Origin of the sequence: Methylotenera sp. (assembly GCF_013141425.1) — a bacterium.
Classification (GTDB): Bacteria; Pseudomonadota; Gammaproteobacteria; order Burkholderiales; family Methylophilaceae; genus Methylotenera.
Map to the genome: position 1 here is coordinate 1 of NZ_JABFRA010000020.1, position 22,673 is coordinate 22,673.

A 22,673-nucleotide genomic window follows, 5' to 3' on the forward strand; every position below is an offset into this window, starting at 1 on the left:
CGGCTGACCAAGGCAATTCCATTTTGAATTAAATAATAGTAATCACCCTGCCCGCCTTGCTGAATGACCACCTGCCCTGCGGCTACCTTAACAGTTGTCATGCGTTTAAACATCGCTTCAATATTGGCGGCTGGCAGACGACTGAATACACCACTTTGCAGATTAAATGCACTGAAAACCTCAGTATCGTTAAGCCATTCATCGGTGCTACGTGGGTGAGCCTCCGCCACTGTGGGCTGTGCATTTTGAGCAAACTTAATGGCTTTGGGTTGTTCTTTGGGCGGCTTTCCCGCGCTAGATAGCTGATCCCACGTCATCATGATATCAAGCAAATCCATGTCGATTCGTAGAATTTCTATTTCAGTCAATGCTACTGTTTTGGCTACTTTTTGGTCTGCATTAACGGGGTATTGTGCGGCCTCTGTGCCACCATGTATCGTCACTTTTTTATCGTCATAGTAGTGTAGGCTTAAATCGCCCTTAAGCAAATAAAGCGCCTGTGCGGCCTTTGCTACGTTCATGCGAGTCGGGTCAATATCTTTGTTTACTTTTTCAGTAAAGCACAAAGCAGCAAGCTCTTTTTTACGTCCGGCAGAGAGCTTAGCAATCGGCTCTAAGTGATCTAATATGGATTGGTCAGCAATCGCCATTTTCTAGTTATTGCATTAAATATCAAACACTTGATTGTTGTTCAGCGCTTGAATTGTGTACGGCAAATTGCTGGCGGAAATTTCTCTCATGATGCTTTCACCTTCACCCGGCTTTAAGTGCGTAATGAAAATCTCAAACGTGGTTTGCATATTCGTCAGTTCGAGTCTGGCTAATTCCGCGACCAGCATGGACGGGCAAAGATGCTTGGAGAGTTTGGCAAGTTCAAACTCGGCATTGCTGAATGCTGTTTCAATAATGAGATATTTTAGATTTATAATCTTATTCACTTCAGGCCACAACGCCTCGCATACGGTAGTATCGCCAGTAAATACCAAACTCGCTTCGCCACTCGCAACATGGTAGCCAAATGCTGGAATAACGTGATTGGCTGGCAGGGGAGTAAATTTTCTGCCATTAAATTCAAGCGTTTCGCCGAGTGTAATCTCGTTGTACCGTAAAAATGGGTTTTCAGCATTGGGAATCACATGAAAGTCAGGCCAGACTTTCCAATTAAAAATATGCTGTTGTAGCGTTTGCAGCGTTTCTTTGTTGGCATGAACGGTAATGGGTTCATCGCGAATACCCATGACGGTGTCGAGTAAAAGCGGCAGAGCGGCGATGTGATCTAAATGGGCATGCGTAAGCAATACATGGTCGATTTTAAGCAAAGCCTCCATCGACAAATCGCCGACGCCCGTTCCTGCATCAATTAAAATGTCATCGTCCACCAGCATAGATGTGGTGCGTAACTTGCCACCTATCCCCCCGCTACACCCCAGAATTTTAATTTTCGCCATTGGTAGTTTACTTATTCAGCCCACATGATTTTTTATTGCTTTTATGCATACAATGTTATGATTTCATTCGTTTTAACAGCATATCGTATATCGTATTTTTTGAATAGCGATGTTGCACATGCATGACCACACTTTACATTTTAAACTCCTGACTGATTGCATTCATGAACTACAAACCTCCTTTAGAACTTGTAAGCGGCAACGCCAATAACAATATCACCGCCAGTGTCATTTGGCTGCATGGCTTAGGCGCAGATGGTTATGATTTTGAGCCTATCGTAAACAAGCTTAACCTCAGCCATGTTCGATTTATTTTGCCGCACGCGCCCGAAATGGCAATCACACGTAACAGTGGTTACATTATGCCGGCCTGGTACGATTTATATGGCGCGCCCAATAGCAAAACGGGGAGCGGTGTAGAAGACGAAGCTGGCATAAAAAACAGTCAGCATTATATTAACGGGCTGATTCAAAATGAAATCAATCGCGGCATTCCAACTGAGCGTGTTGTGATTGCAGGCTTTTCACAAGGCGGTGCGATTGCTTTATACACAGCGCTGCGATATTCGCAAAAGCTTGGCGGAATATTGGCGTTATCAACGTATCTGCCAATTAAATCCAAACTGTCAACTGAAAAAAATATAGCCAATCAAACCATTCCAATCTTGATGGCACATGGTGTGTTTGATGATGTGATTAGTTTAGATATGTGCAAAATATCGCTACAAACCTTACATGACAACCATTACACGGTGAGCTGGCATGAATACAATATGGCACATTCTGTGTGCAATGAAGAGATTGACGATATTCGTTCGTTTTTAAAGCGAGTTTTGCCCTAAGATTTGGTAGAATAGCGTCTTAACGCCATTTACATTTTGCCATGACCACATCTAAAAGCAAGCCAACTTCAGCGACGAAAAACTCGACAGAACAAACGCTAAATTTTGAGCAGGCGTTTGCCGAGTTAGAGGGTATCGTTGGGCAGATGGAATCTGGGCAAATGTCTTTAGAGGCTTCTTTAGCGGCTTTTCAGCGCGGCAATAGCTTGCTACAATTCTGCCAAAACGCGCTTGCAAATGTTGAACAACAAGTACAGATTTTGAATGCACGTAATCAATTAGTGCAATTTAAAGCTGATGTTGAATAAGCTGAAAAAATCACCTGAAGATGCTCAATCAAAAGTCAACTGAAACTAGCGCGCAAGACTTTTACGCTTGGGCTGCAAGCAAACAAACACGCATCGAACAAGTGCTTGAAAAAGTGTTGCCTTGTGCTAACTTAGCTCCAGAAAAACTCCACAGCGCCATGCGCTACAGCGCGCTGGGTGGCGGAAAACGCGTGCGCGCACTGCTTTGCTATGCCGCTGCTGAGCTATGTAAAACGGATTTTCTGATTGCAGACGCCGCAGCCAGCGCAGTGGAGTTAATTCACGCTTACTCTTTAGTGCATGACGACATGCCATGCATGGATGACGATGACTTACGCCGCGGCAAACCAAGTTGCCATAAACAATATGACGATGCCACCGCGCTATTGGTAGGAGATGCCTTACAAAGCTTGGCTTTTGAGGTGCTTTCTCAGCCAAATTTAACAACAATATTCGTTCAACAAGTCGGTATGCTGCACCTGCTAGCCCAAGCTTCTGGTTCAGCGGGCATGGCGGGTGGGCAGGCCATTGATTTAGCCGCGGTGGGAAAGCCACTCACTCAAGCCGAACTTGAAACCATGCATCAATTAAAAACGGGCGCCTTAATTCAAGCCTCAGTTTTACTCGGGGCTATTAGCGGTACAGAAGCTCAAATTACAGCTGTACGCACCTACGCAGCAAAAGTAGGTTTGGCATTTCAGGTGATTGATGACATTTTGGATGTAGAAGCCGATACCAGCACACTGGGCAAAACAGCAGGAAAAGATGCCGATAGCAACAAGCCGACTTACGTGACCCTATTGGGTTTGGCACAGGCAAAATTACTCGCGCAGCAACTTTACAATGACGCTATAGCTGCGCTAATACCTTTTGGTGCAAGTGCTGAACGCTTACGCGAATTAGCTGGTTTTATTACGCAACGTAGTTTTTAATATTTTAATTTATGACGCCATTACTTGATACGATTGAGTTGCCTATTCAGCTGCGACAGCTTGAGCGCAAGCAACTTACGCAGTTAGCCGAAGAGTTGCGGGCATTTTTAATTGATAGCGTTTCAAAAACGGGCGGGCATTTAGCTTCTAATTTAGGCGTGGTTGAGCTGACCATCGCGCTGCATTACGTATTCAATACCCCCGATGACCGCTTGGTTTGGGATGTTGGCCATCAAACGTATCCACATAAAATTCTCACGGGCCGTCGCCACCAAATGCATAGCTTACGCAAACCGCAAGGCCTTGCAGGCTTTCCGCGACGTTCTGAAAGTGAGTATGACACCTTTGGCACAGGGCATTCCAGCACCTCGATCTCGGCTGCTTTAGGCATGGCAGTTGCGGCGAAAAAAGCAGGATTAGAAAGACGCGCCGTGGCCATTATCGGCGATGGCGCCATGACGGCTGGCATGGCGTTTGAAGCGTTAAATAATGCAGGGAATATGGATGCGAACCTGCTGGTGATACTTAACGATAATGACATGAGCATTTCCAACAATGTTGGGGCGCTAAATAATTACCTGACAAAATTATTGTCTAGTCGCTTTTACAACAAAGTACGCTCTTCTGGCAAAAAAGTGCTTTCCGCCATGCCGCCCATGATGGAGTTTGCCAAACGCGCTGAGGAGCATGTCAAAGGCATGGTGATGCCCGGCACATTGTTTGAAGAGTTTGGCTTTAATTACATTGGCCCGATTGATGGGCATGACATTGATGCGCTCATTGACACCTTACAGAACATTAAACAGCTCAATGGCCCGCAGTTTTTGCATATTGTTACGCAAAAGGGGAGAGGCTTTGAACCTGCGGAAGAAAACCCGAATAAGTTTCATGGCGTGGGCAAGTTTGACCCCGATAACGGCGACGCTATTGCAAACAGCACAAAAAAAACCTATACCCAAGTATTTGGTGATTGGCTGGTCGATATGGCGGCAATTGATAGCCGCTTAATTGGAATTACCCCTGCCATGTGCGATGGCTCGGGCTTGAATGACTTTGCTGAGAGATATCCAGAGCGCTATTTTGATGTAGGCATTGCCGAACAACATGCGCTGACCTTTGCCGCTGGCATGGCCTGTGATGGCTTAAAACCTGTAGTTGCCATTTACAGTACGTTTTTACAACGCGCTTATGACCAGTTGATTCACGATATCGCTCTGCAAAAATTACCGGTATTATTCGCCATTGACCGCGCTGGCTTGGTTGGCGCAGACGGCCCAACCCATGCGGGAGCGTTTGATCTAAGCTACTTAAGATGCATACCAAATATCGTCATCATGGCGCCCAGCAATGAGAATGAATGCAGGCAGATGCTTTACACGGGGTTCCAATACAATGGCACTTCAGCCGTACGTTACCCACGTGGCAGTGGCACTGGTGCAGTTATTCAACAGAAAATGCAAGCCATCGAGATTGGCACGGCAGAAGTCAAACGTACGATTATATCGAGCAATGCTGAACATAAAGTTGCCATCCTGAGCTTTGGTAGCCGGCTGGAAGCCTGTTTAGAAGCGGGTGAAAAACTGGATGCAACCGTGGTGAATATGCGTTTTGTAAAACCAATTGATCAATCACTGATTGAAAAACTCGCCATAGACCACACCTTATTTGTGACGGTTGAAGAAAATAGCCTGATGGGTGGCGCAGGTGCAGCCGTGCTGGAAACCTTACAATACTTGCAACTTGCAAACAAACCGCTGATAAGAACCTTATGCTTAGGCTTGCCAGACCGTTTTATTGAACATGGCATCCATGAAACTATGTTATCCGAGTGCGGTCTAGATTCTGAAGGAATAATTCGCGCAATTGCGAAGCAAATAACCTAGTGTTATACTCAACTATTGCCAATTGAGTAATAATAACTCACCGCCTAACTGGAATTAATATGAACCAAGCCACCTTACCTAACGCCCTACCCAGCACGATTGAAGACGTGCAGAACACCATCGATACGCGTCATATCGCTATTGATAAAGTTGGCATCAAAGCCATTCGCCACCCTGTTATCGTTAAAGACAAACTAGGCGGTGAGCAACATACGGTTGCCGTATTCAATATGTACGTGCATCTGCCGCAGCAATTCAAAGGCACGCACATGTCGCGCTTTGTAGAAATACTCAACATGAATGAACATGCCATTTCAGTGGAATCTTTTGAAACAATTTTACGTGAAATGATTAAACGTCTAGAGGCAGAGTCTGGCCATGTGGAAATGACTTTCCCGTACTTTGTGAACAAAGCTGCGCCAGTTTCAGGCGTAAAAAGCCTGCTTGATTATGAAGTGACATTTATTGGTGCTATTAGCCACGGTAAAATTGAAATCACCGTCAAAGTATTGGTGCCGGTGACTAGCTTATGCCCATGCAGCAAAAAAATCTCCGATTACGGCGCACACAATCAACGTAGCCATGTCACCGTAACTGCTCTGATTAACGACTTTATTTGGATTGAAGATATTATCGATTTAGTTGAAAAACAGGCCTCATGTGAACTTTACGGCTTGTTAAAACGCCCGGATGAAAAGTTTGTTACCGAGCGCGCCTACGATAACCCAAAATTCGTAGAAGACATGGTGCGCGATGTTGCCGCCCAACTCAGCAAAGAAAAACGCATTGTGGCCTATACGGTTGAAAGCGAAAACTTTGAAAGCATACACAACCACAGTGCCTATGCGCTGATTGAGAGTGATAAACGAAAAGCTTAATGTCTGGTTTTACAAGTAAAACTCGTAAGTAAAAGTAGTTAATTAGAAGCCACTTAGCAGGTGGCTTTTTATTTTGAAAGAGTTAATACTTTTTAGTGAGAGTCAGGGCAATGTCTTGCCGCTTCATGTCTAATCGATTAAGCGCGCTCATGCCGAGCAATACGATAGGCGGAGAACCGCCTTCCAAAACACTGGCTTCCACTTGATTTAACGTAATACCACCAATCTTAAGGCTGGAAAGTGAAACGCGATAGGCAGTAACGATGCCATTTGCCGTGCTAATGCGTATTGGCTCGCCGCGCTTATAATCAATATTCGCGTACTTTGCATCGCCACTGTTTAGCGCGACTGTAGTTGCCCCTGTATCGAGTAAAAATTTGAGGGTGACGCCATTGATTTGGCAATCCGAAACAAAATGCCCCTGTGTGTTGGCATATAAGGTGGCACTTGTGGTTGCATTTGTGGGGCTTCCGCCAACTGAAGCGGCCTGCCCCATAGCTAATCGTTGGGTTTTACCCTCAATCTGAAAGGTTGCAGATTGACTGTCTGCGGCAACCAATTTAACACCCTCACTGGTTTCACCAACACTTAAAGTTTTAGGCTTGCCGCCGTTGATAATTATCACCGCCTTGTTGCTGAACAGCCCGACAATATTGACTTGCGTAGTTGCCATCACCATCCCCGAACTCAACAAACACAGCAGGGAAAAAGTCAATTGTCGAACTTGCGGTAAAATCTTCATCTAAACATTCCTTGTGAATTCGCATCCTTAGTACTTAATTTTAAGCCTAAACTCAACACCAAAAAACCGAATAGAGGAAAAATGGCCGCAAGCATAAATGTTTGCTGTCCGCCAATAGATTGCAGTGCATAGCCACCCGCAACTCCACCAATCGTTCCGCCAATACCATAAGCCACGCTATTATAAATCGCCTGCCCTTTGGCTTGGTGCCGCCCATTAAAAAACTGAGCAATAACCTCAACTGAGGCTGCGTGAAAACTGCCAAACGTTGCCGCATGCAGAGTTTGTGCAACTATCAGTAACCACAAATGCTCAACCGCAATACCAATCATGCCAAATCGCAAGACCGCAAGCGCCAAACTAATCAGCAAAATAGTTTTTAAGCTAAATCGCCGCATAATTTTTGGCATCAACATAAAAATACCGATTTCACAAATAACGCCCACCGCCCATAGCAACCCTATCATGCTTTTGCTATAGCCATGCTTCGCTAAATATATGGAATAAAAATTATATAGCACGCCATGCGCAGTCACCATTAGCGCACAGCCTACCAATAATGCAATGACATTGGGTTGTTTAATGACTTGCCAAATTGAAAACTCATCATGTGCATGCGGAGCCACACTAGCTTCGGGCAATTTAAAAGTAAGCACAAATAAAAACACCTGCACTGCGAGTAAAAACCATAACAAACTTTTAATACTGTAAGCATCAATCATAAAGCCAAGCAGCACAGCCGCCACTATAAAGCCCAACGAACCCCACATGCGAATGCGGCTGTAATGTCCGTTGGTGGTGGCCAAGTGCGCCAAAGTGAGCGACTCAGACAATGGCAAAGTGGAACTGGTAAACAAACTTAGCGAAGCCATCACAAAAAACAATGCCCAAAAACTGTGCGCCCAGAACACCGCCACAAAGCCCACCAAACCAAGCAGTGCTGTGACTTTTATCCAAACCACACGCCTAGCTGTATGATCCGCTAGCCAACCCCAAAAATTAGGCGCAAAAATGCGGCTAATTTGAAATAAAGACATCAGGATGCCGATATCTGCCGCGGAGAACTGTTCCGATTCAAGATACAACCCCCAGTAAGGTACAAACGCCCCCACAAAGAAGTAGTAAATAAAATAAAAGCGCGAAAGGTTGAAATGAAGTGCGTGACTCAATGTTTAATCTTTAAAAATAAATATGCTCGGTGACAATACTATTCCAGCTTTTTCATATCCAACAGGAGATAATAAAATTTTCCGTTGAGTTTTATAATTGGCCAAATATAATAGCTAACAGCAATAAAAAAGTCGGCTCAAGCCGACTTTTTTATTTATTCTATGCTTTTCAAGAAACTAACATAGAATACAACTGATCTTTTAAAAGCGCACGTTTTTTCTTGTGGTTTTCAAAATCAACATCTGAAACGGGCACATCTATTCCTTCTAAATGCTCAACACCTTTGGTTGCCAGATGATACTCATCAAACAGTTTGGCAAAATGTGCATTACTAATCTTCAAGCTATGGATTTTTTCGCGATGCTCGGGAAACTCGTGGACTAAATCGTGGTGCTCAATACTCATACTACTCTCCTTATAAAATCTTAACATTCAGTCTCAATACTTTAAGTGTTTCAAGCACGTCATCTAAACGCCTGTCATGAGTTCATTATGGATTAATTGTATCTTCTACGCCATGACTTAAATCAAGCACATTCAATATTAAGTAATTTTTGGGGTATGGCTTACTACATCAGCATTCTGCGCACGGTGACGTAAAGCATGGTCCATCAACACCAGTGCCAGCATTGCTTCGGCAATCGGCGTAGCCCGAACGCCAACGCAAGGATCATGGCGACCGGTTGTTTGCATGGTAACGGCATTGCCAGCTTTATCTATCGAGCGACGCTCTTGCGGAATGCTGGAGGTTGGCTTGAGAGCAATATTCACGCGTATTTCCTGCCCAGTAGAAATACCTCCCAAAATACCCCCTGCATGATTAGTGACAAAGCCGTGTGGGGTCATCTCATCGCTATGCACACTACCACGTTGCGCGATTGAATCAAAACCAGCGCCAATTTCCACGCCCTTTACAGCGTTGATGCTCATCATGGCATAAGCTATTTCAGCATCCAACCTATCAAACACAGGCTCACCCCAACCGACTGGCACGCCTTCGGCAACAACGGTAATACGTGCACCTACCGAGTCACGTTCCGCTCGGATATTGTCTAAATAACTCGCCAATTGCGGTAGCACTTCAATATTAGGTGAGAAAAAATCATTGTCTTTGTGGTTTAGCGCATCCCAGCTAACAAATGGAATATCAATTTCGCCCATTTGACTCATGTAACCTCGGACTGTTACGCCAAAGCGTTCGTTTAACCATTTCTTAGCAATTGCCCCAGCGGCAACACGCACGGCTGTTTCGCGAGCGCTCGAACGTCCTCCGCCTCTGTAGTCACGCACACCGTATTTTTGCGTATAGGTATAATCGGCATGACCTGGGCGAAAGGTATCCATGATTTTGCTGTAATCTTGGCTGCGTTGATCAGTATTGCGAATCAACAAACCAATCGGCGCACCGGTGGTTTTGCCTTCAAACACACCAGACAAAATCTCTACACTGTCAGCCTCTTTGCGCTGCGTTACATGGCGGGAAGTTCCTGGTTTGCGTCGATCTAAATCAATCTGCAAATCTTCTGCACACAAAGCCAAACCTGGCGGACAGCCATCTACTACACCACCAATAGCCGCACCGTGTGACTCACCAAATGAAGTAAGCGTAAATAAAGTTCCAATTGTGTTACCCGACATAATGCACTTCTCTTGTAAGTTTTCTTAATTTTAACATATGGGCATAGCTATCTGTGCATTAGCCCTTTAATCCACTGACTGTAAACTTGTTTTGCTACTTTATTCAGAAAAAAGCAGTGCACGGGCAAAGCTTGTTGCATGGCTTCAGCCTGCTGCACAGCGGGGCTGGTAGCAGATTCTGCAAGTTCATCAACACCCAGATCACACCAGTTTATTACCATTTCCGCAGTTACTTCAATATGGCTTTGGAATGCCAAATGCTTGCCTATAGAATAAGCCTGGTTTTGGCAGTGAGCGCTTGCTAACAAATGCGTTGCGCCCTCTGGCAAGCTAAAAGTTTCGCCATGCCAATGGAAACTATTAAAAGCTTCAATTTCACCAAACCAAAATTTAGCTACCTCATTCTGACTAACTGTAACTTCTCCCCAGCCAATTTCCTTGATTTGATTGGCACGCACTTCCGCACCAAAAGCTTTACTAATGAGTTGTCCACCGAAACAATGGCCAAGTAGCGGAATATCCGCGTCTCTTGCTTCTCGAATCAAGTTTAATAATGGTGCTATCCAAGGCAAGTCATCATTCACGCTCATCGGCCCACCCATGATGATGACACCGCTAAAACCTAAAATTGAATTAGGCAAAGTATCAACATCATTCGTATTAACTATTTGCCACGGGATATTTTTTTGCGTTAAAAAATCACCTAAATAACCGGGGCCTTCATGTGCAACATTTTTAAAAATTATTACCGGATTCGTATTTGCGCTCATATTAAAGTACCCTGTAACTCCCATTCGCGATGTTATCAATTGTATATTGCCCAACAGCGTAGCGAACCAATCTTAATGTCGGAAAACCAATTTTTGCGGTCATGCGCCTGACTTGGCGATTTTTGCCTTCACAAATTTCAATTTCCAACCAACTGGTAGGAATCGCTTTTCGCTCACGAATTGGCGGATTTCTTGGCCATAACAAGTCCGGCTCTTGAATAAGCTTTACTTGCGCCGGTTTTGATACAAAATCCGATAAATCCACACCTAGTCGTAGTGGCTCTAAATCACTATTTGAAGGCTCACCTTCAACCTGCACCCAATAAGTTTTAAATTCTTTATGTTTTGGGTCACTTAAACGATGTTGCAACATGCCATCATCGGTTAAAATAAGTAAACCTTCGCTATCCGTATCTAGTCGCCCAGCAGCATAAACATCGGGTATTGGAATAAAGTCTTTTAACGTAGGATGCTTCTCATGCGGACTGAACTGGCACACTACGTTAAAGGGTTTATTAAATAGAATGATCATTAAATAAGCTTAAATTATCAGAAACTTAACAATAGGAAAATTAAATGGCTACGAAAAATGCTTCAGGAAAAATCATTGTTCCTGCAATTGGCGAAAAAATCACCGTAAATGCTGACAACACGCTGAATGTCCCTAATCAGCCCATTATCCCATTTATTGAGGGTGATGGCATAGGAATTGATATTACGCCGCCCATGATTAAAGTGGTAGATACAGCAGTTAACAAAGCCTACGGTGGCTCACGTAAAATTTCTTGGATGGAAGTTTACGCGGGCGAGAAATCCACCAAAATCTACGATGCCAACACATGGCTTTCAGATGAAACCATGAAGGCCCTGAAAGAATATGTAGTATCAATTAAAGGTCCTCTCACAACGCCAGTTGGCGGCGGCATTCGTTCACTCAACGTGACTTTGCGCCAGGAGCTAGACTTATACGTTTGCTTGCGTCCTATTCAATATTTTTCTGGCGTTCCTAGCCCAGTTAAACACCCAGAAAAAACAGATATGGTGATTTTCCGTGAAAATACTGAAGATATTTATGCAGGTATTGAATGGGCTGCCGGTTCAGATGAAGTTGAAAAAGTTATTAAATTTTTAAGCGATATGGGTGTTCGTAAAAAAATCCGTTTTCCAGAATCATCCGCGATTGGTATTAAGCCAGTTTCAAAAGATGGTAGCCAGCGCCTAATCCGTAAAGCCATTCAATACGCGATTGATAACAACAGAAAATCCGTGACGATTACCCACAAAGGTAACATCATGAAATACACAGAAGGTGGCTTTAGAGACTGGGGCTACGAACTGGCAAAACAAGAGTTTGGCGCTGTAGAAATTGATGGTGGCCCATGGTGTAAATTGCCAAATGGCATTGTCATTAAAGACTGTATCGCCGATGCATTTTTACAAGAGATTTTACTGCACCCAGCTGACCATGACGTAGTTGCTGCATTGAACCTGAACGGCGACTACATGAGCGATGCACTGGCAGCCCAAGTTGGCGGTATTGGTATTGCTCCAGGTGCAAACTTAAGTGACACAGTTGCAATGTTTGAAGCAACTCACGGCACCGCACCAAAAATTGCGGGCAAAGATTTAGCGAATCCAAGCTCTATTATTCTTTCGGCCGAAATGATGCTTCGTCACCTAGGCTGGATTGAAGCCGCTGATTTAGTCCTTAAAGGTGTTGCAAAAGCCATTCTTTCTAAACGTGTGACTGGCGACTTCTCCAGTGAGATGGAAGGGGCAACTCAAGTAGGCACTGCACAGTTTGGTGAAGAGATTATCGCCAATATGTAATCTAGCAATTCAAGCATAAAAAAGCGGCTCGTAATTCTTTACGAGCCGCTTACATAGACTGTAATACTTAAAGTACTTTAAAGTACTGAGTCGAGAAAGACTTAAGCTTTTTGAATATTTGAAGCTTGCTTGCCTTTTGGTCCATCGGTCACTTCAAAACTGACGCGTTGACCTTCTTTAAGACTTTTGTAGCCCGCTTCCACAATTGCAGAGAAGTGTGCGAACAAATCATCGCCACCATCATCTGGAGTTATAAAGCCAAAGCCTTTCGAGTCGTTAAACCATTTTACGGTACCTGTTGCCATTTCTAAATCCTTACCTAATACTAATGGGGGGCGCCCCAAAAAAGTTTGCCTCAAGAACATCGAGTCGCCTTAAAGAAGCATTATTCAAAATTAAAGCAGCTACAAAAAACTCGAACTCAAACACCTGTACATATTTATAATTTGGAAGATGTTAAATGTCAAGTTTTTTTAGATTCGCTCCGTGGTTTTTAAGCACATATAGCCTCTCTAATTACGTTTAATTGTAAATTCTAAGTCATTTTTAATGCCAAATAGACTTAAAGTCTTTACAAAAAAAAGTCTTAAGGGCATTATTAGTTTGATAAAAAAATAATAGGGAAGCTTCTACGCTATTTAACTGTAATATTTATGGCAAACGCACCTCAATCTAACAAGCTAAGCGGACTCGCCCGCACCTTAATTCAAGAGAAATTACTTTCTGAAGATGAGGCCAATGCTATTCAAGCACAAGCCAATTCAGTTAAAAATCCCTTTATCACGCAACTAATCCAAAGCAAAAAACTAAACGCGCAAGTCATTGCTGAAACATCAGCAAAGGCATTCGGATTTCCCTACTTCAATTTGGATGCATTTAATCCAGATTATCTGCCCACCAAGAAAATCGATGAAAAGCTGATGCAGTCGAATCGGGTATTGGCCTTACAGGTTCGCAATAACGTGCTGTATGTGGCCATCTCAGACCCAACTAATCTTCATGCCTTAGATAGTGTTCAATTTCAAATGGGCATGGCACTCTCTCCAGTAGTGGTTGAAGACGATAAACTTGGTCGCTGGATAGATAAAATCGTAGAGGCTAGTGACACTAGCATGAAGTCGTTGAATTTAGATGACGACTATGATTTAGGCGGCGAAGAAGGACAACCAGTAGAAGAAGTTCAAACACAGGAAGTCGATGACGCGCCAGTGGTGAAGTTCTTGAACAAAATGCTTTTAGACGCCATCAACATGGGCGCTTCGGATTTACACTTTGAACCCTATGAAAAGTTCTACCGCGTGCGCTATCGTGTAGATGGCATATTGCGAGAAATCACACAACCACCGCTTGCGATTAAAGAAAAACTGGCCTCACGCATAAAAGTTATTTCCAGTATGGATATTTCCGAAAAGCGCATTCCACAAGACGGTCGCATGAAATTGGTGCTTTCTAAAACACGTACAATCGATTTTCGGGTAAGCACTTTGCCGCTAATTAATGGCGAAAAAATTGTGATGCGGATTTTGGATCCCTCAAGTGCCACGCTGGGAATTGAGGCTTTAGGCTATGAACCCATTCAAAAAGAACGATTACTCAATGCGGTCAGTCGCCCCTATGGCTTAGTCCTAGTTACCGGGCCAACCGGCTCTGGCAAAACCGTATCACTTTACACTTGCCTAAATATTTTAAATAAGCCGGATGTGAATATCTCAACGGCTGAAGACCCTTGCGAAATTCCTTTAGCTGGCATTAACCAAGTCAATGTGAATGATAAACAGGGGCTTACCTTTGCTGCCGCATTAAAGTCATTTTTACGGCAAGATCCAGACGTTATCATGATTGGTGAGATTCGTGATTTAGAAACGGCCGACATGGCGATTAAGGCTGCTTCAACGGGTCATATGGTACTTTCTACACTGCACACCAACGACGCTCCCTCCACTCTCACACGGCTACTGAATATGGGGGTTGCGCCTTTCAATATAGCCTCAGCAGTTTCGCTCATTACGGCGCAGCGCTTAGCAAGGCGTTTATGTAAAAACTGTAAAGTACCTTTGGATGTGCCGAAAGAAGCACTACTTGGCGTAGGATTCACTGAAGAGGATTTTGAAAATCCTTGGCAATTATATGGGCCGAAAGAGGGCGGGTGTGATCAGTGCAATAACGGCTACAAGGGTCGCGTGGGCATTTACCAAGTTATGCCTATAACAGACGAAATTAGCCGTATTATTATGAAAAGTGGTAACGCACATGATATTGCCGATCAAGCTAGAATAGAAGGTGTAAAAGATTTACGTCAGTCTGGTTTATTGAAAGTAATGCAGGGGTTAACTTCCGTTGAAGAAGTTGAAGCTTGTACCAATGAATAACATAGGGAATCATTATGGCAGTAAATATTAAGGCCACAAAAGAAGTAACCTATTCTTGGGAAGGTAAAGACAAGAAAGGTAAATCTATCAAGGGCGAAATACGCGCTTCTGGTGAATCGTTCGTGAATGCAACCTTAAGGCGTCAGGGCATTACTGTTACCAAAGTTAAAAAGCAAAGCAGCTTTTCTGGCAAGGGTAGCGTCTCTGATAAAGACATAACCTTGTTTACTCGCCAACTCGCCACCATGATGAAAGCGGGCGTGCCATTGCTTCAGTCCTTTGACATTGTCGGCAAAGGCCATAGCAACCCTGCCGTTGCAAAACTACTGCTCGACATTAAGTCTGATGTAGAAACGGGCAGCAGCATGAGTGCTGCTTTTAGAAAATACCCACTGTACTTTGATTCTTTGTTCTGTAATTTGATTGGGGCTGGTGAAGCAGCGGGTATTCTTGATACCTTGCTGGACAGACTCGCCACCTATAAAGAAAAAATCTTGGCGATTAAATCTAAAATCAAATCGGCACTGTTTTATCCAATTTCAATTATTGTCGTTGCATTTGTAATTGTCGCCGTGATTATGATCTTTGTAATTCCTGCGTTTAAAGATCTTTTCTCCAGCTTTGGCGCAGACTTACCCGCACCAACCCTTATTGTGATGGCGATTTCGGACATTTTTGTGGAATGGTGGTGGGCGATTTTTGGTTCAATTGGGTTCGGTCTCTGGTTTTTCTTTTACACATGGAAGCGCTCATTAAGCATGCAAGCAACCATGGACAGATTGATTCTAAAAGTACCCGTGTTCGGTCCGCTTATCAGAAAAGCCACTATTGCCAGATGGTCACGTACTTTAGCCACCATGTTCACAGCTGGGGTCCCATTAGTGGAAGCTTTAGATTCGGTTGCGGGCGCTGCGGGCAACCGCGTTTACTACGATGCCACTAAAAAAGTACAGAGTGAAATTAGTACTGGGACGAGCCTAACCGTAGCTATGCAAAATACCAATGTATTCCCCAATATGGTTTTGCAAATGACCGCCATTGGTGAAGAATCTGGTGCCTTGGATTCGATGCTTAGCAAGGTAGCAGACTTTTTTGAGGCAGAAGTGGATGACGCCGTTGATGCGCTAGCCAGCTTGATGGAGCCTTTAATAATGGTAGTGCTAGGTGTATTGATAGGAGGGTTGGTAATTGCAATGTATATGCCCATCTTCAAAATGGGTTCTGTGGTGGGCGGATAAAAGACAAACTTTTATTGTTCGTCACTCCTTAACGAAAAAGCGACCAATTTTGGTCGCTTTTTCATTTTCAAATCTCAATCCACAAAAACTACTGTGCCGAATAGTACCTACTTTTTAGTAGTGGCCGCAACCAGCGCACGCTCTATTTCCTTATAGGGCTGCGCACCTAGCATGCGTCGACCATCGGAGAAAATTAGCGTGGGGGTGCTAGTAATGCCAAATTTCCTAGCCAGTTCACCCACTTTTTCAAGCGGCACTTCACAATTCCCTGTAGTTTTTGGCAATTGGTTATTCATAATCCAGTCTTCCCAAGCTTTCACACGGTTACTTGCGCACCAGATAGATTTCGATTTATTCGCTGCATCTGGGTGTAACTGTTCAATTGGATATAGAAACGTATAAACAGTAACATCGCTGATATTGCTTAGCTCATTTTGCTCTAAACGCTTGCAATAAGGACAATCCACATCAGAAAAGACCACTAGCTTACGGCTACCGTTGCCTTTTACAACTTTAATGGCCTGATTTAATGGCAGGCTAGAAAAATCGATTTTCGTCAATTCTTCTAATCGTTCACCTGTAATATCTTTTTTTGTTTTAGGGTCAACTAAACGTCCCTCAGCGATTAAAAATGTAAGCTTTTCGTCTGTGTAAATAATTTGCCCACCCATAAACACCTCGTATAAGCCGGCATAAGGTGTTTTAGTGACACTTTCTACTTTAAATTTTGGGTAAGCAGCCTCAACGGCTTTTTTAACGCCTGCCTCATCTGCCATCGCAAACGTAGCAAATATACTTAACAAAGTAAAACCGAGTAATTTTTTAAACATTAGATTTCCTTAAATTGAACATACCCATAGATAACTTTCATGTATAACATTAAAGCGCAACTGCATTTGCAACTAGTAATTTTTTTACTGCTTGATGTTTTGTTTGAGAAAATCCCCAGCACCTTGCGAGTTTAACCACGCGATTCTGACTTTCAAACAACTGATATAAACCATCGGTAAGCAGCATCATTTTAAAATTATCGGCCTTTCTGATTCTTACATATTGCCTAAGCAAGTTGGCATCATTTAAGGACTGAAAGGCGTGCTTATTTTTTAAAATTTCTACTAAATCTACTACATCTCTAAAACCTAAATTCACGCCCTGACCTGCCATAGGATGAACTTGGTGCGCCGCGTCCCCAATTAGCACGACACAATCTTGCACTAAGTTATTCGTCTTTTGCAAGTTGAGCGGAAAAGCAGCCAACGAACCTTGCAACTTAAAACCACCTAGCAAATTACCACCAGCTTCCTTTACACGTTCGGTAAAATCACAACCACTTAGCTTTAACAAACTATCTGCCTGCTTGGTTGACACCGACCACACGATAGAAATCATATTGTCGGGAAGCGGCAGCCAAGCCAAAATGCTATTTTTACCTTCTAAATCGCTTGAGAACCACTGCCGGGCGATATTGCCATGTGGTTTCTCCACCCTGAAATTGGCTACGATTGCAGTCTGTTCATACGACTTTTTCTGCACTGGAAAATTTACTTGCTTACGCACCCACGATTGGCTACTATCTGCCGCCAATAACAGTTGGCAATCAATTGCTATCTGATTGGATAAAAGCAATTTAACATTTTGTGGGGCGCTAACGACCTTCTCACAACTGGCGTCGAATAGAGTCTTTATAGCAAGAGTATTCACTTGCGTCAACAACGCTTGCATCAAGGCTTTTGACTCTACAATAGCTCCTAAATCTTCAGCATTTACATCACTTGCGGATAGTTTTAACGGTGATTTTTCATCGTCAGCAAATATTTCCATCGCCTGCATCTGCCCAATGCGCTTCTGATTCATTCGCGGCCAAACGCCTAAGTACCGCAGCCAATCTACATTTTTAGGGCTAATGGCGTAGATGCGGGCGTCCCAAGCATCTTCAGAAAAATCTGTTTTGCTTGGATTCTTGCTATCAACCAACACCACTGAAAAGCCTGCCTGATGTAGGGCTACGGCTGCAGCAAGACCAACCAGGCCAGCACCGACAATTGCAATATCAGCGATTACCTTGCTTGGCGGTGAAGTTTTTATACTCATTTACCAAAACTCATTTTGCTTACTAAGTGTCGCTTGATGGGCTTAATGACATCAAACAGCCCTAACCCGGCACTTCTTAGGCCACTTACCCCCAGAATATTATTCGAAAAAATATTCACTAAAAAGTCAGTAAATTGCAGACCGTTCTTCGTATCTAATTGACGACTGGCGTGATAATCAAGTAACATTTTCTGGCCGCCCAAGTCTTCAGGCACGGTAGAAATTATCTGTTGTGCGAGTGATTCTGCATCGCGCAAACCTACATTAAAGCCTTGCCCAGCAACAGGGTGCATGGTTTGTGCTGCATTGCCAATCACTACCAAATGTGGTGTATCAATTGTTTTTAATTGTGACAATTTGAGGGGAAATGCCATGCGCTTATCAACCGTTAAAAAGCGTCCGACCCTATCGCCAAATTGCTCATGAAACTGGCTTAGAAACTCCTCATCACTTAAATTAAGTAGTGGTGTTATGTATTCCTTCTTGCCAGTCCAAACCAAAGAAAAATCTCGCTCACCATTAGGCAACAAGGCCATTGGCCCCATTGCGGCAAAGCGTTCATAGGCAATATTGTTGTGCGGCAATTCAGCACTTACTTTAGAAATCAGTGCATCATGGCCGTACTCTTTTGTTTCTTTGTTTAAGCCAGCAACATTGTCTAAACTACGTCCACCATCAGCTAGCACCAGCAAGCTGCTACTCAGGGTTTTAGTCTCACCAGAAAATCTATAAGTTACGCTTGCATGTGTTGCCGTGTGCGAAATTGCCTCGGCACTTGCCTCATAAATAAAATTCACAGCCGGCTCTTTTACTAACAGTTCATCCAAAGCCGCCGTTAATGCTCCGTATGACAGCACATAGCCAAGCGCTTCCTGCTGGTAATCAGCGGCCTTTAAGAGTGAACGGCCTAAACTACCTTTTTGCGATACATGGATAGTATTTATTGCTGTGGCGCTTTTCGCTAACCCATTCCAAACGCCCAATTTTTCAAGAATGCGCTTGCTGCCGTATGACAAAGCCAGCGCACGACTCTCACCAAAGGCCGCGCCATGTTTGCGAGCTTCTAACACGGTCGATGCTACACCTTGCTTGGCAAGCAAGAGCGCTAAAGTCGCGCCAACTGGCCCACCACCTACAATGACGATATTTTCTAAAATTTGGCTCATTTAGCTTTTTATACTTATTGATTGGCCATCAAAGCTTCAATATCAGCCACAGACTTAACTGCATTTTTAGTCAAGATTTCACAGCCCGCTTGTGTTACCAACACGTCATCTTCAATGCGAATGCCAATATTCCAAAAAGCCTCAGGCACGTTTTCTGCGGGGCGAATATAGCAACCAGGCTCAACTGTCAGTGTCATATTCTGCACTAGCATGCGCCAATTGCCAGTTTTATCTTTATACTCGCCTGCGTCATGCACATCCAAGCCTAACCAGTGCCCAGTGCGATGCATATAGAACTGACGATAATCGCCATTTTCTAGCACAGCCTCTTTGCTGCCTTTGCATAGTTTTAAGTCAACAAACCCTTGCGCTAAAACATCAAGCGCGGCCTCGTGTGGGGCATTCCAATGATTGCTGGTATTCACCTTGGCTATCGCCGCAGCTTGAGAAGCCAGCACTAGCTCATAAACATCTTTTTGTGCACCGGCAAATTTACCATTGACAGGAAAAGTACGCGTAATATCACTCGCATAACCATCTAGCTCACAGCCTGCATCAATCAGCAATAAATCGCCATTTTTTAGCTCACAGTTATTCGCGTTGTAATGCAGGGTGCAAGCATTGGCGCCACCGGCAACAATGCTGGTATAAGCAGGCGCTTGCGCTCCGTTGCGATAAAACTCATGCAAAAACTCCGCTTCCACCTCATATTCCAACATATTAGGTTTAGCGAATCGCATAGCACGATTGTGTGCCGCCGCTGCGATATTCGCAGAACGTCGCATTAAATCAATTTCAAATGGCGATTTAATCAATCGCATTTCATCTACTAACTGACGAACATCGCTCACATCGTCAGGCACATGCACGCCACTGCGCGCTTGAGCACGAAGCGCGTTCATCCATCCCATCACACGCGCATCCCAGTTGGCGCTTTCACCCAAGCTATAAAATAACTTAGGTTGATTTGCCAGCAACTTCAGAATCACGGTATCAAGTTCATTGATTGAGTAGGCTTCATCAAAACTAAATTCAGCTTTAGCGGCTTCCGCACCGTAACGAAAGCCGTCCCAGATTTCCCGCTCTGTGTCTTTATCGCGACAAAAAAGAATACTTTTCGGTTCTGGTCCTGCCAAAATTACCAATACGGATTCAGGCTCTTTAAAACCAGATAAATAATAAAAATAACTATCAAAACGGTAAGGGTAATGACTATCACGATTGCGAATAGCCTCAGGCGAGGTCGGAATAATAGCGACGCCTTCAACCATCAGGTTAATCAGATTTTGTCGCCTAGCCTTAAATTCAGCAAAAATTTTCATTTATAAACCTAACTTTTAAATCAACTTACTCAGCTGCATATCCAAATTTGCCAAACGCTCCGGGGTGCCAATATCATGCCAAACTCCCTGATAATACTGGGCTGTCGCTGCCTTTCCCTCAATCGCTTTCCGCAATAAAGGCGCTAATTTTGCGGGTTGGCCTTTGGTGACCTCCGCAAACAAATCGGGGTGATAAACGCCCACTCCTGAAAAAGTAAGCATTTGTTTTCCCGTATTCATTAACATGTCATCTTGTATCGCAAAGTCCCCAGCAGGGTGCTGCGGTGGATTATCGACCAACACTAAATGTGCAAGTTTTAAGGCATGCCCAGCACCCGCATAGATATTGGCTCGCAGGGCAATGATGTTAAAGTCTATTTCAGTATAAGTATCGCCATTCACCACCAAAAATGGCCCCCTGCCTAAAAGATGCAAAGCGTTAGCAATACCACCCGCTGTTTCAAGCGCCACTTTTTCTGGACTATACTGAATATGCAAATCCCATTGCCTGCCATCACCCAACGCTTGTTCTATCTGTTCGCCCAAATGCGCATGATTAATCACAATCTCTTTGAAACCAGCTTTGGCTAATCGTTCCAAATGCCAAACGATTAATGGTTTACCTCCCACTTGTAATAACGGCTTAGGTGTGTGGTCGGTTAGTGGACGCATGCGCTCGCCACGACCTGCAGCTAATATCATGGCTTTCATACATTACTTTCTATAAAAACTAAACCACATATTTGGGGCGTGGCACACGGCCTTCAAGCGCATCGAGTAAGCGCAACATTGGGCGCAATTCCACATAACGCTCGCAAACTTTACGCAAATAATGCATCACTAGTGGCATGTCTTTTAAGTAGCCCTCTTTGCCATCGCGATGATATAACCTGGCAAATATGCCCAGCACTTTAATGTGACGTTGCGCACCCATCCACTCGAAATCACGGTAAAATTCGCTAAAATCGTTATGCACTGGCAAGCCGGCTTTTTTTGCCGGCTCCCAATAACGTACCGCCAAATCAATAATCTGTTCTTCATCCCACTCAATATAAGCATCTTTTAGCAACGAAACTAAATCATAGGCAATTGCACCTTGCACAGCATCCTGAAAATCCAAAATGCCTGGGCTATTTTCATGCGTGACCATCAAGTTACGTGAATGGAAGTCTCGGTGAACCGTGACTTGGCCTTGCGATAAGATATTTTTATTCAAGGCAGTAAAAGTCTGTTGCAGCCAGCCTTGTTGCTCGGCGTTCAGCGTTTGACCTAAATGCTGATTCACATACCAATCTGGAAACAATTGCATCTCGCGTGTCAGCAAGGTTTCATCGTAAGGCGGCAATTCATGCTGTTTGCTGGCCAATTGCAATTTAATCAGTGCGTTCGTGGCGTCCCCATAAAGCATTGTTGCGGTTTCACTGTTTAAATGTTGTAAGTAAGTATTGTCACCCAAATCACTCAATAACAAAAAACCATGGACAAGGTCTTCGGCGATAATTTTAGGCACATTCAAGCCTGCAGCTAAGAATAATCGAGCAATTCTTACAAATGGTGCACAGTCCTCTTGGGGCGGCGGTGCATCCATGGCAATTAAAGTTTGATGCCCTAAATATGCGGTTGCCAAATGCACCCTGAAATAGCGTCTAAAGCTAGCATCTGCAGACGCGGTTGTGAGTTCAAAATCTGTGCCGACCAAGGCTTTGTTTAGCCAAATACTGAGTTGTTGCTGTCTATCATCCACGTCGGTTTGTCCAATGTTATATAATGTTGTCTAGTTGCCACTTATAGTTACGATTAATGGTTACGATTTACATCCCAAAATACAAAGCGTTTTAAGGGGTAAAAGTGATTTATTGATTGCCAAAAAACCCAATTTATGAGATTTTATCACTGATAAAATAAAACAGTTTGCCTATATACTCGTGCCTTCAATTTCTCTGCGCTTCAATGTGTTAATTTCATGCGATTAAGACGCTTTTTTAGTGCTATTTCCATTGCCCTATGCTCTTTTAGCTTGTTTGCTCAAGCAGAAGATGAAGCCGC

General features: G+C 43.8%; 23 protein-coding genes. 8 read left to right on the forward strand and 15 right to left on the reverse strand.

What is annotated here, in order from left to right; all coding sequences use genetic code 11:
• Both HOO90_RS02010 and HOO90_RS02015 read right to left on the reverse strand, forming a co-directional pair.
• On the reverse strand, positions 1-650 hold a 650-nt coding region (locus HOO90_RS02010), incomplete at its 3' end, for a cyclic nucleotide-binding domain-containing protein (protein ID WP_292838948.1).
• A 15-nt stretch (positions 651-665) separates the two neighbouring features.
• Complete coding sequence (locus HOO90_RS02015) at positions 666-1,448, reverse strand: 3',5'-cyclic-nucleotide phosphodiesterase (RefSeq protein ID WP_292838950.1); 783 nt, start codon at positions 1,446-1,448, stop codon at positions 666-668.
• Positions 1,449-1,612: 164 nt separating this feature from the next.
• On the opposite strand from HOO90_RS02015, the gene HOO90_RS02020 reads away from it, so the two are divergent.
• Genes HOO90_RS02020 through folE2 form a run of 5 tightly spaced genes read left to right on the forward strand, consistent with a single transcriptional unit; the run spans position 1,613 to position 6,291 of the window.
• A complete protein-coding gene (locus tag HOO90_RS02020; protein ID WP_292838952.1) occupies positions 1,613-2,290 on the forward strand; it encodes an alpha/beta fold hydrolase in 678 nt (225 codons plus the stop codon).
• 41 nt (positions 2,291-2,331) lie between these two features.
• Entirely contained in the window at positions 2,332-2,598 is a 267-nt protein-coding gene (locus HOO90_RS02025; protein WP_292838954.1) for an exodeoxyribonuclease VII small subunit, read from the forward strand.
• A 20-nt stretch (positions 2,599-2,618) separates the two neighbouring features.
• The gene (locus tag HOO90_RS02030) at positions 2,619-3,530 is read left to right on the forward strand and encodes a polyprenyl synthetase family protein (RefSeq protein WP_292838956.1); all 912 of its coding nucleotides are present in this window, start codon (positions 2,619-2,621) and stop codon (positions 3,528-3,530) included.
• An 11-nt stretch (positions 3,531-3,541) separates the two neighbouring features.
• Positions 3,542-5,413: a 1-deoxy-D-xylulose-5-phosphate synthase gene (dxs, locus tag HOO90_RS02035; protein ID WP_292838958.1), complete on the forward strand. Its 1,872-nt coding sequence runs from the start codon at positions 3,542-3,544 to the stop codon at positions 5,411-5,413.
• A gap of 59 nt (positions 5,414-5,472) precedes the next feature.
• Entirely contained in the window at positions 5,473-6,291 is an 819-nt protein-coding gene (gene folE2 / locus HOO90_RS02040; RefSeq protein WP_292838960.1) for a GTP cyclohydrolase FolE2, read from the forward strand.
• An 82-nt stretch (positions 6,292-6,373) separates the two neighbouring features.
• On the opposite strand, the gene HOO90_RS02045 is transcribed toward folE2, so the two are convergent.
• From HOO90_RS02045 to HOO90_RS02070, 6 genes are all read right to left on the reverse strand, one after another.
• Complete coding sequence (locus HOO90_RS02045) at positions 6,374-7,033, reverse strand: TIGR02281 family clan AA aspartic protease (protein WP_292838962.1); 660 nt, start codon at positions 7,031-7,033, stop codon at positions 6,374-6,376.
• A complete protein-coding gene (locus HOO90_RS02050) occupies positions 7,030-8,202 on the reverse strand; it encodes an MFS transporter (RefSeq protein WP_292838964.1) in 1,173 nt (390 codons plus the stop codon). The genes HOO90_RS02045 and HOO90_RS02050 overlap by 4 nt, the downstream gene beginning before the upstream one ends.
• Positions 8,203-8,371: 169 nt before the next feature.
• Positions 8,372-8,608, reverse strand: coding sequence for a DUF465 domain-containing protein (locus HOO90_RS02055; protein WP_292838966.1), 237 nt, complete (start codon positions 8,606-8,608; stop codon positions 8,372-8,374).
• A 138-nt stretch (positions 8,609-8,746) separates the two neighbouring features.
• A complete protein-coding gene (gene aroC / locus HOO90_RS02060) occupies positions 8,747-9,841 on the reverse strand; it encodes a chorismate synthase (RefSeq protein ID WP_292838968.1) in 1,095 nt (364 codons plus the stop codon).
• A gap of 47 nt (positions 9,842-9,888) precedes the next feature.
• Positions 9,889-10,611, reverse strand: coding sequence for a type 1 glutamine amidotransferase (locus HOO90_RS02065; protein ID WP_292838970.1), 723 nt, complete (start codon positions 10,609-10,611; stop codon positions 9,889-9,891).
• Position 10,612: 1 nt separating this feature from the next.
• The gene (locus HOO90_RS02070; protein ID WP_292838972.1) at positions 10,613-11,143 is read right to left on the reverse strand and encodes an rRNA large subunit pseudouridine synthase E; all 531 of its coding nucleotides are present in this window, start codon (positions 11,141-11,143) and stop codon (positions 10,613-10,615) included.
• 44 nt (positions 11,144-11,187) lie between these two features.
• On the opposite strand from HOO90_RS02070, the gene icd reads away from it, so the two are divergent.
• Positions 11,188-12,441 (forward strand): NADP-dependent isocitrate dehydrogenase, encoded by a 1,254-nt coding sequence (gene icd / locus HOO90_RS02075; protein ID WP_292838973.1) that lies wholly within the window; start codon positions 11,188-11,190, stop codon positions 12,439-12,441.
• Between the two features lie 101 nt (positions 12,442-12,542).
• Here the strand turns inward: icd and HOO90_RS02080 are convergent, their stop codons facing one another.
• Positions 12,543-12,746: a cold-shock protein gene (locus HOO90_RS02080; protein ID WP_013147304.1), complete on the reverse strand. Its 204-nt coding sequence runs from the start codon at positions 12,744-12,746 to the stop codon at positions 12,543-12,545.
• Positions 12,747-13,094: 348 nt separating this feature from the next.
• On the opposite strand from HOO90_RS02080, the gene pilB reads away from it, so the two are divergent.
• Both pilB and HOO90_RS02090 read left to right on the forward strand, forming a co-directional pair.
• Complete coding sequence (gene pilB / locus HOO90_RS02085; RefSeq protein ID WP_292838977.1) at positions 13,095-14,810, forward strand: type IV-A pilus assembly ATPase PilB; 1,716 nt, start codon at positions 13,095-13,097, stop codon at positions 14,808-14,810.
• A 14-nt stretch (positions 14,811-14,824) separates the two neighbouring features.
• Positions 14,825-16,048 carry a type II secretion system F family protein gene (locus tag HOO90_RS02090; RefSeq protein WP_292838979.1) on the forward strand — a complete coding sequence of 408 codons (1,224 nt, stop codon included), beginning with the start codon at positions 14,825-14,827 and terminating at the stop codon, positions 16,046-16,048.
• Between the two features lie 107 nt (positions 16,049-16,155).
• On the opposite strand, the gene HOO90_RS02095 is transcribed toward HOO90_RS02090, so the two are convergent.
• Genes HOO90_RS02095 through HOO90_RS02120 form a run of 6 tightly spaced genes read right to left on the reverse strand, consistent with a single transcriptional unit; the run spans position 16,156 to position 22,371 of the window.
• Positions 16,156-16,878, reverse strand: a complete 723-nt coding sequence (locus HOO90_RS02095; protein WP_292838981.1) for a DsbC family protein — start codon at positions 16,876-16,878, stop codon at positions 16,156-16,158.
• A 49-nt stretch (positions 16,879-16,927) separates the two neighbouring features.
• The gene (locus tag HOO90_RS02100; RefSeq protein ID WP_292838983.1) at positions 16,928-18,139 is read right to left on the reverse strand and encodes an FAD-dependent oxidoreductase; all 1,212 of its coding nucleotides are present in this window, start codon (positions 18,137-18,139) and stop codon (positions 16,928-16,930) included.
• A complete protein-coding gene (locus HOO90_RS02105; RefSeq protein WP_292838985.1) occupies positions 18,136-19,305 on the reverse strand; it encodes an FAD-dependent monooxygenase in 1,170 nt (389 codons plus the stop codon). Before HOO90_RS02105 ends, HOO90_RS02100 begins: the two co-directional genes overlap by 4 nt.
• Before the next feature lie 14 nt (positions 19,306-19,319).
• Entirely contained in the window at positions 19,320-20,627 is a 1,308-nt protein-coding gene (locus tag HOO90_RS02110; protein WP_292838987.1) for an aminopeptidase P N-terminal domain-containing protein, read from the reverse strand.
• Positions 20,628-20,642: 15 nt separating this feature from the next.
• Positions 20,643-21,338 carry an N-acetylmuramate alpha-1-phosphate uridylyltransferase MurU gene (gene murU / locus HOO90_RS02115; RefSeq protein ID WP_292838989.1) on the reverse strand — a complete coding sequence of 232 codons (696 nt, stop codon included), beginning with the start codon at positions 21,336-21,338 and terminating at the stop codon, positions 20,643-20,645.
• Between the two features lie 19 nt (positions 21,339-21,357).
• Positions 21,358-22,371: a phosphotransferase gene (locus tag HOO90_RS02120; RefSeq protein ID WP_292838991.1), complete on the reverse strand. Its 1,014-nt coding sequence runs from the start codon at positions 22,369-22,371 to the stop codon at positions 21,358-21,360.
• Between the last annotated feature and the right edge of the window lie 302 nt (positions 22,372-22,673).

Coding starts and splice junctions, on each gene's coding strand:
- icd (WP_292838973.1), top strand. CDS start 11,188: ATGGCTACGAAAAATGCTTCAGGAAAAATCATTGTTCCTGCAATTGGC.
- HOO90_RS02015 (WP_292838950.1), bottom strand. CDS start 1,448: ATGGCGAAAATTAAAATTCTGGGGTGTAGCGGGGGGATAGGTGGCAAG.
- dxs (WP_292838958.1), top strand. CDS start 3,542: ATGACGCCATTACTTGATACGATTGAGTTGCCTATTCAGCTGCGACAG.
- HOO90_RS02105 (WP_292838985.1), bottom strand. CDS start 19,305: ATGAGCCAAATTTTAGAAAATATCGTCATTGTAGGTGGTGGGCCAGTT.
- HOO90_RS02070 (WP_292838972.1), bottom strand. CDS start 11,143: ATGATCATTCTATTTAATAAACCCTTTAACGTAGTGTGCCAGTTCAGT.
- HOO90_RS02020 (WP_292838952.1), top strand. CDS start 1,613: ATGAACTACAAACCTCCTTTAGAACTTGTAAGCGGCAACGCCAATAAC.
- HOO90_RS02030 (WP_292838956.1), top strand. CDS start 2,619: ATGCTCAATCAAAAGTCAACTGAAACTAGCGCGCAAGACTTTTACGCT.
- HOO90_RS02100 (WP_292838983.1), bottom strand. CDS start 18,139: ATGAGTATAAAAACTTCACCGCCAAGCAAGGTAATCGCTGATATTGCA.
- HOO90_RS02055 (WP_292838966.1), bottom strand. CDS start 8,608: ATGAGTATTGAGCACCACGATTTAGTCCACGAGTTTCCCGAGCATCGC.
- HOO90_RS02080 (WP_013147304.1), bottom strand. CDS start 12,746: ATGGCAACAGGTACCGTAAAATGGTTTAACGACTCGAAAGGCTTTGGC.
- HOO90_RS02095 (WP_292838981.1), bottom strand. CDS start 16,878: ATGTTTAAAAAATTACTCGGTTTTACTTTGTTAAGTATATTTGCTACG.
- murU (WP_292838989.1), bottom strand. CDS start 21,338: ATGAAAGCCATGATATTAGCTGCAGGTCGTGGCGAGCGCATGCGTCCA.
- HOO90_RS02025 (WP_292838954.1), top strand. CDS start 2,332: ATGACCACATCTAAAAGCAAGCCAACTTCAGCGACGAAAAACTCGACA.
- folE2 (WP_292838960.1), top strand. CDS start 5,473: ATGAACCAAGCCACCTTACCTAACGCCCTACCCAGCACGATTGAAGAC.
- pilB (WP_292838977.1), top strand. CDS start 13,095: ATGGCAAACGCACCTCAATCTAACAAGCTAAGCGGACTCGCCCGCACC.
- aroC (WP_292838968.1), bottom strand. CDS start 9,841: ATGTCGGGTAACACAATTGGAACTTTATTTACGCTTACTTCATTTGGT.
- HOO90_RS02045 (WP_292838962.1), bottom strand. CDS start 7,033: ATGAAGATTTTACCGCAAGTTCGACAATTGACTTTTTCCCTGCTGTGT.
- HOO90_RS02110 (WP_292838987.1), bottom strand. CDS start 20,627: ATGAAAATTTTTGCTGAATTTAAGGCTAGGCGACAAAATCTGATTAAC.
- HOO90_RS02090 (WP_292838979.1), top strand. CDS start 14,825: ATGGCAGTAAATATTAAGGCCACAAAAGAAGTAACCTATTCTTGGGAA.
- HOO90_RS02065 (WP_292838970.1), bottom strand. CDS start 10,611: ATGAGCGCAAATACGAATCCGGTAATAATTTTTAAAAATGTTGCACAT.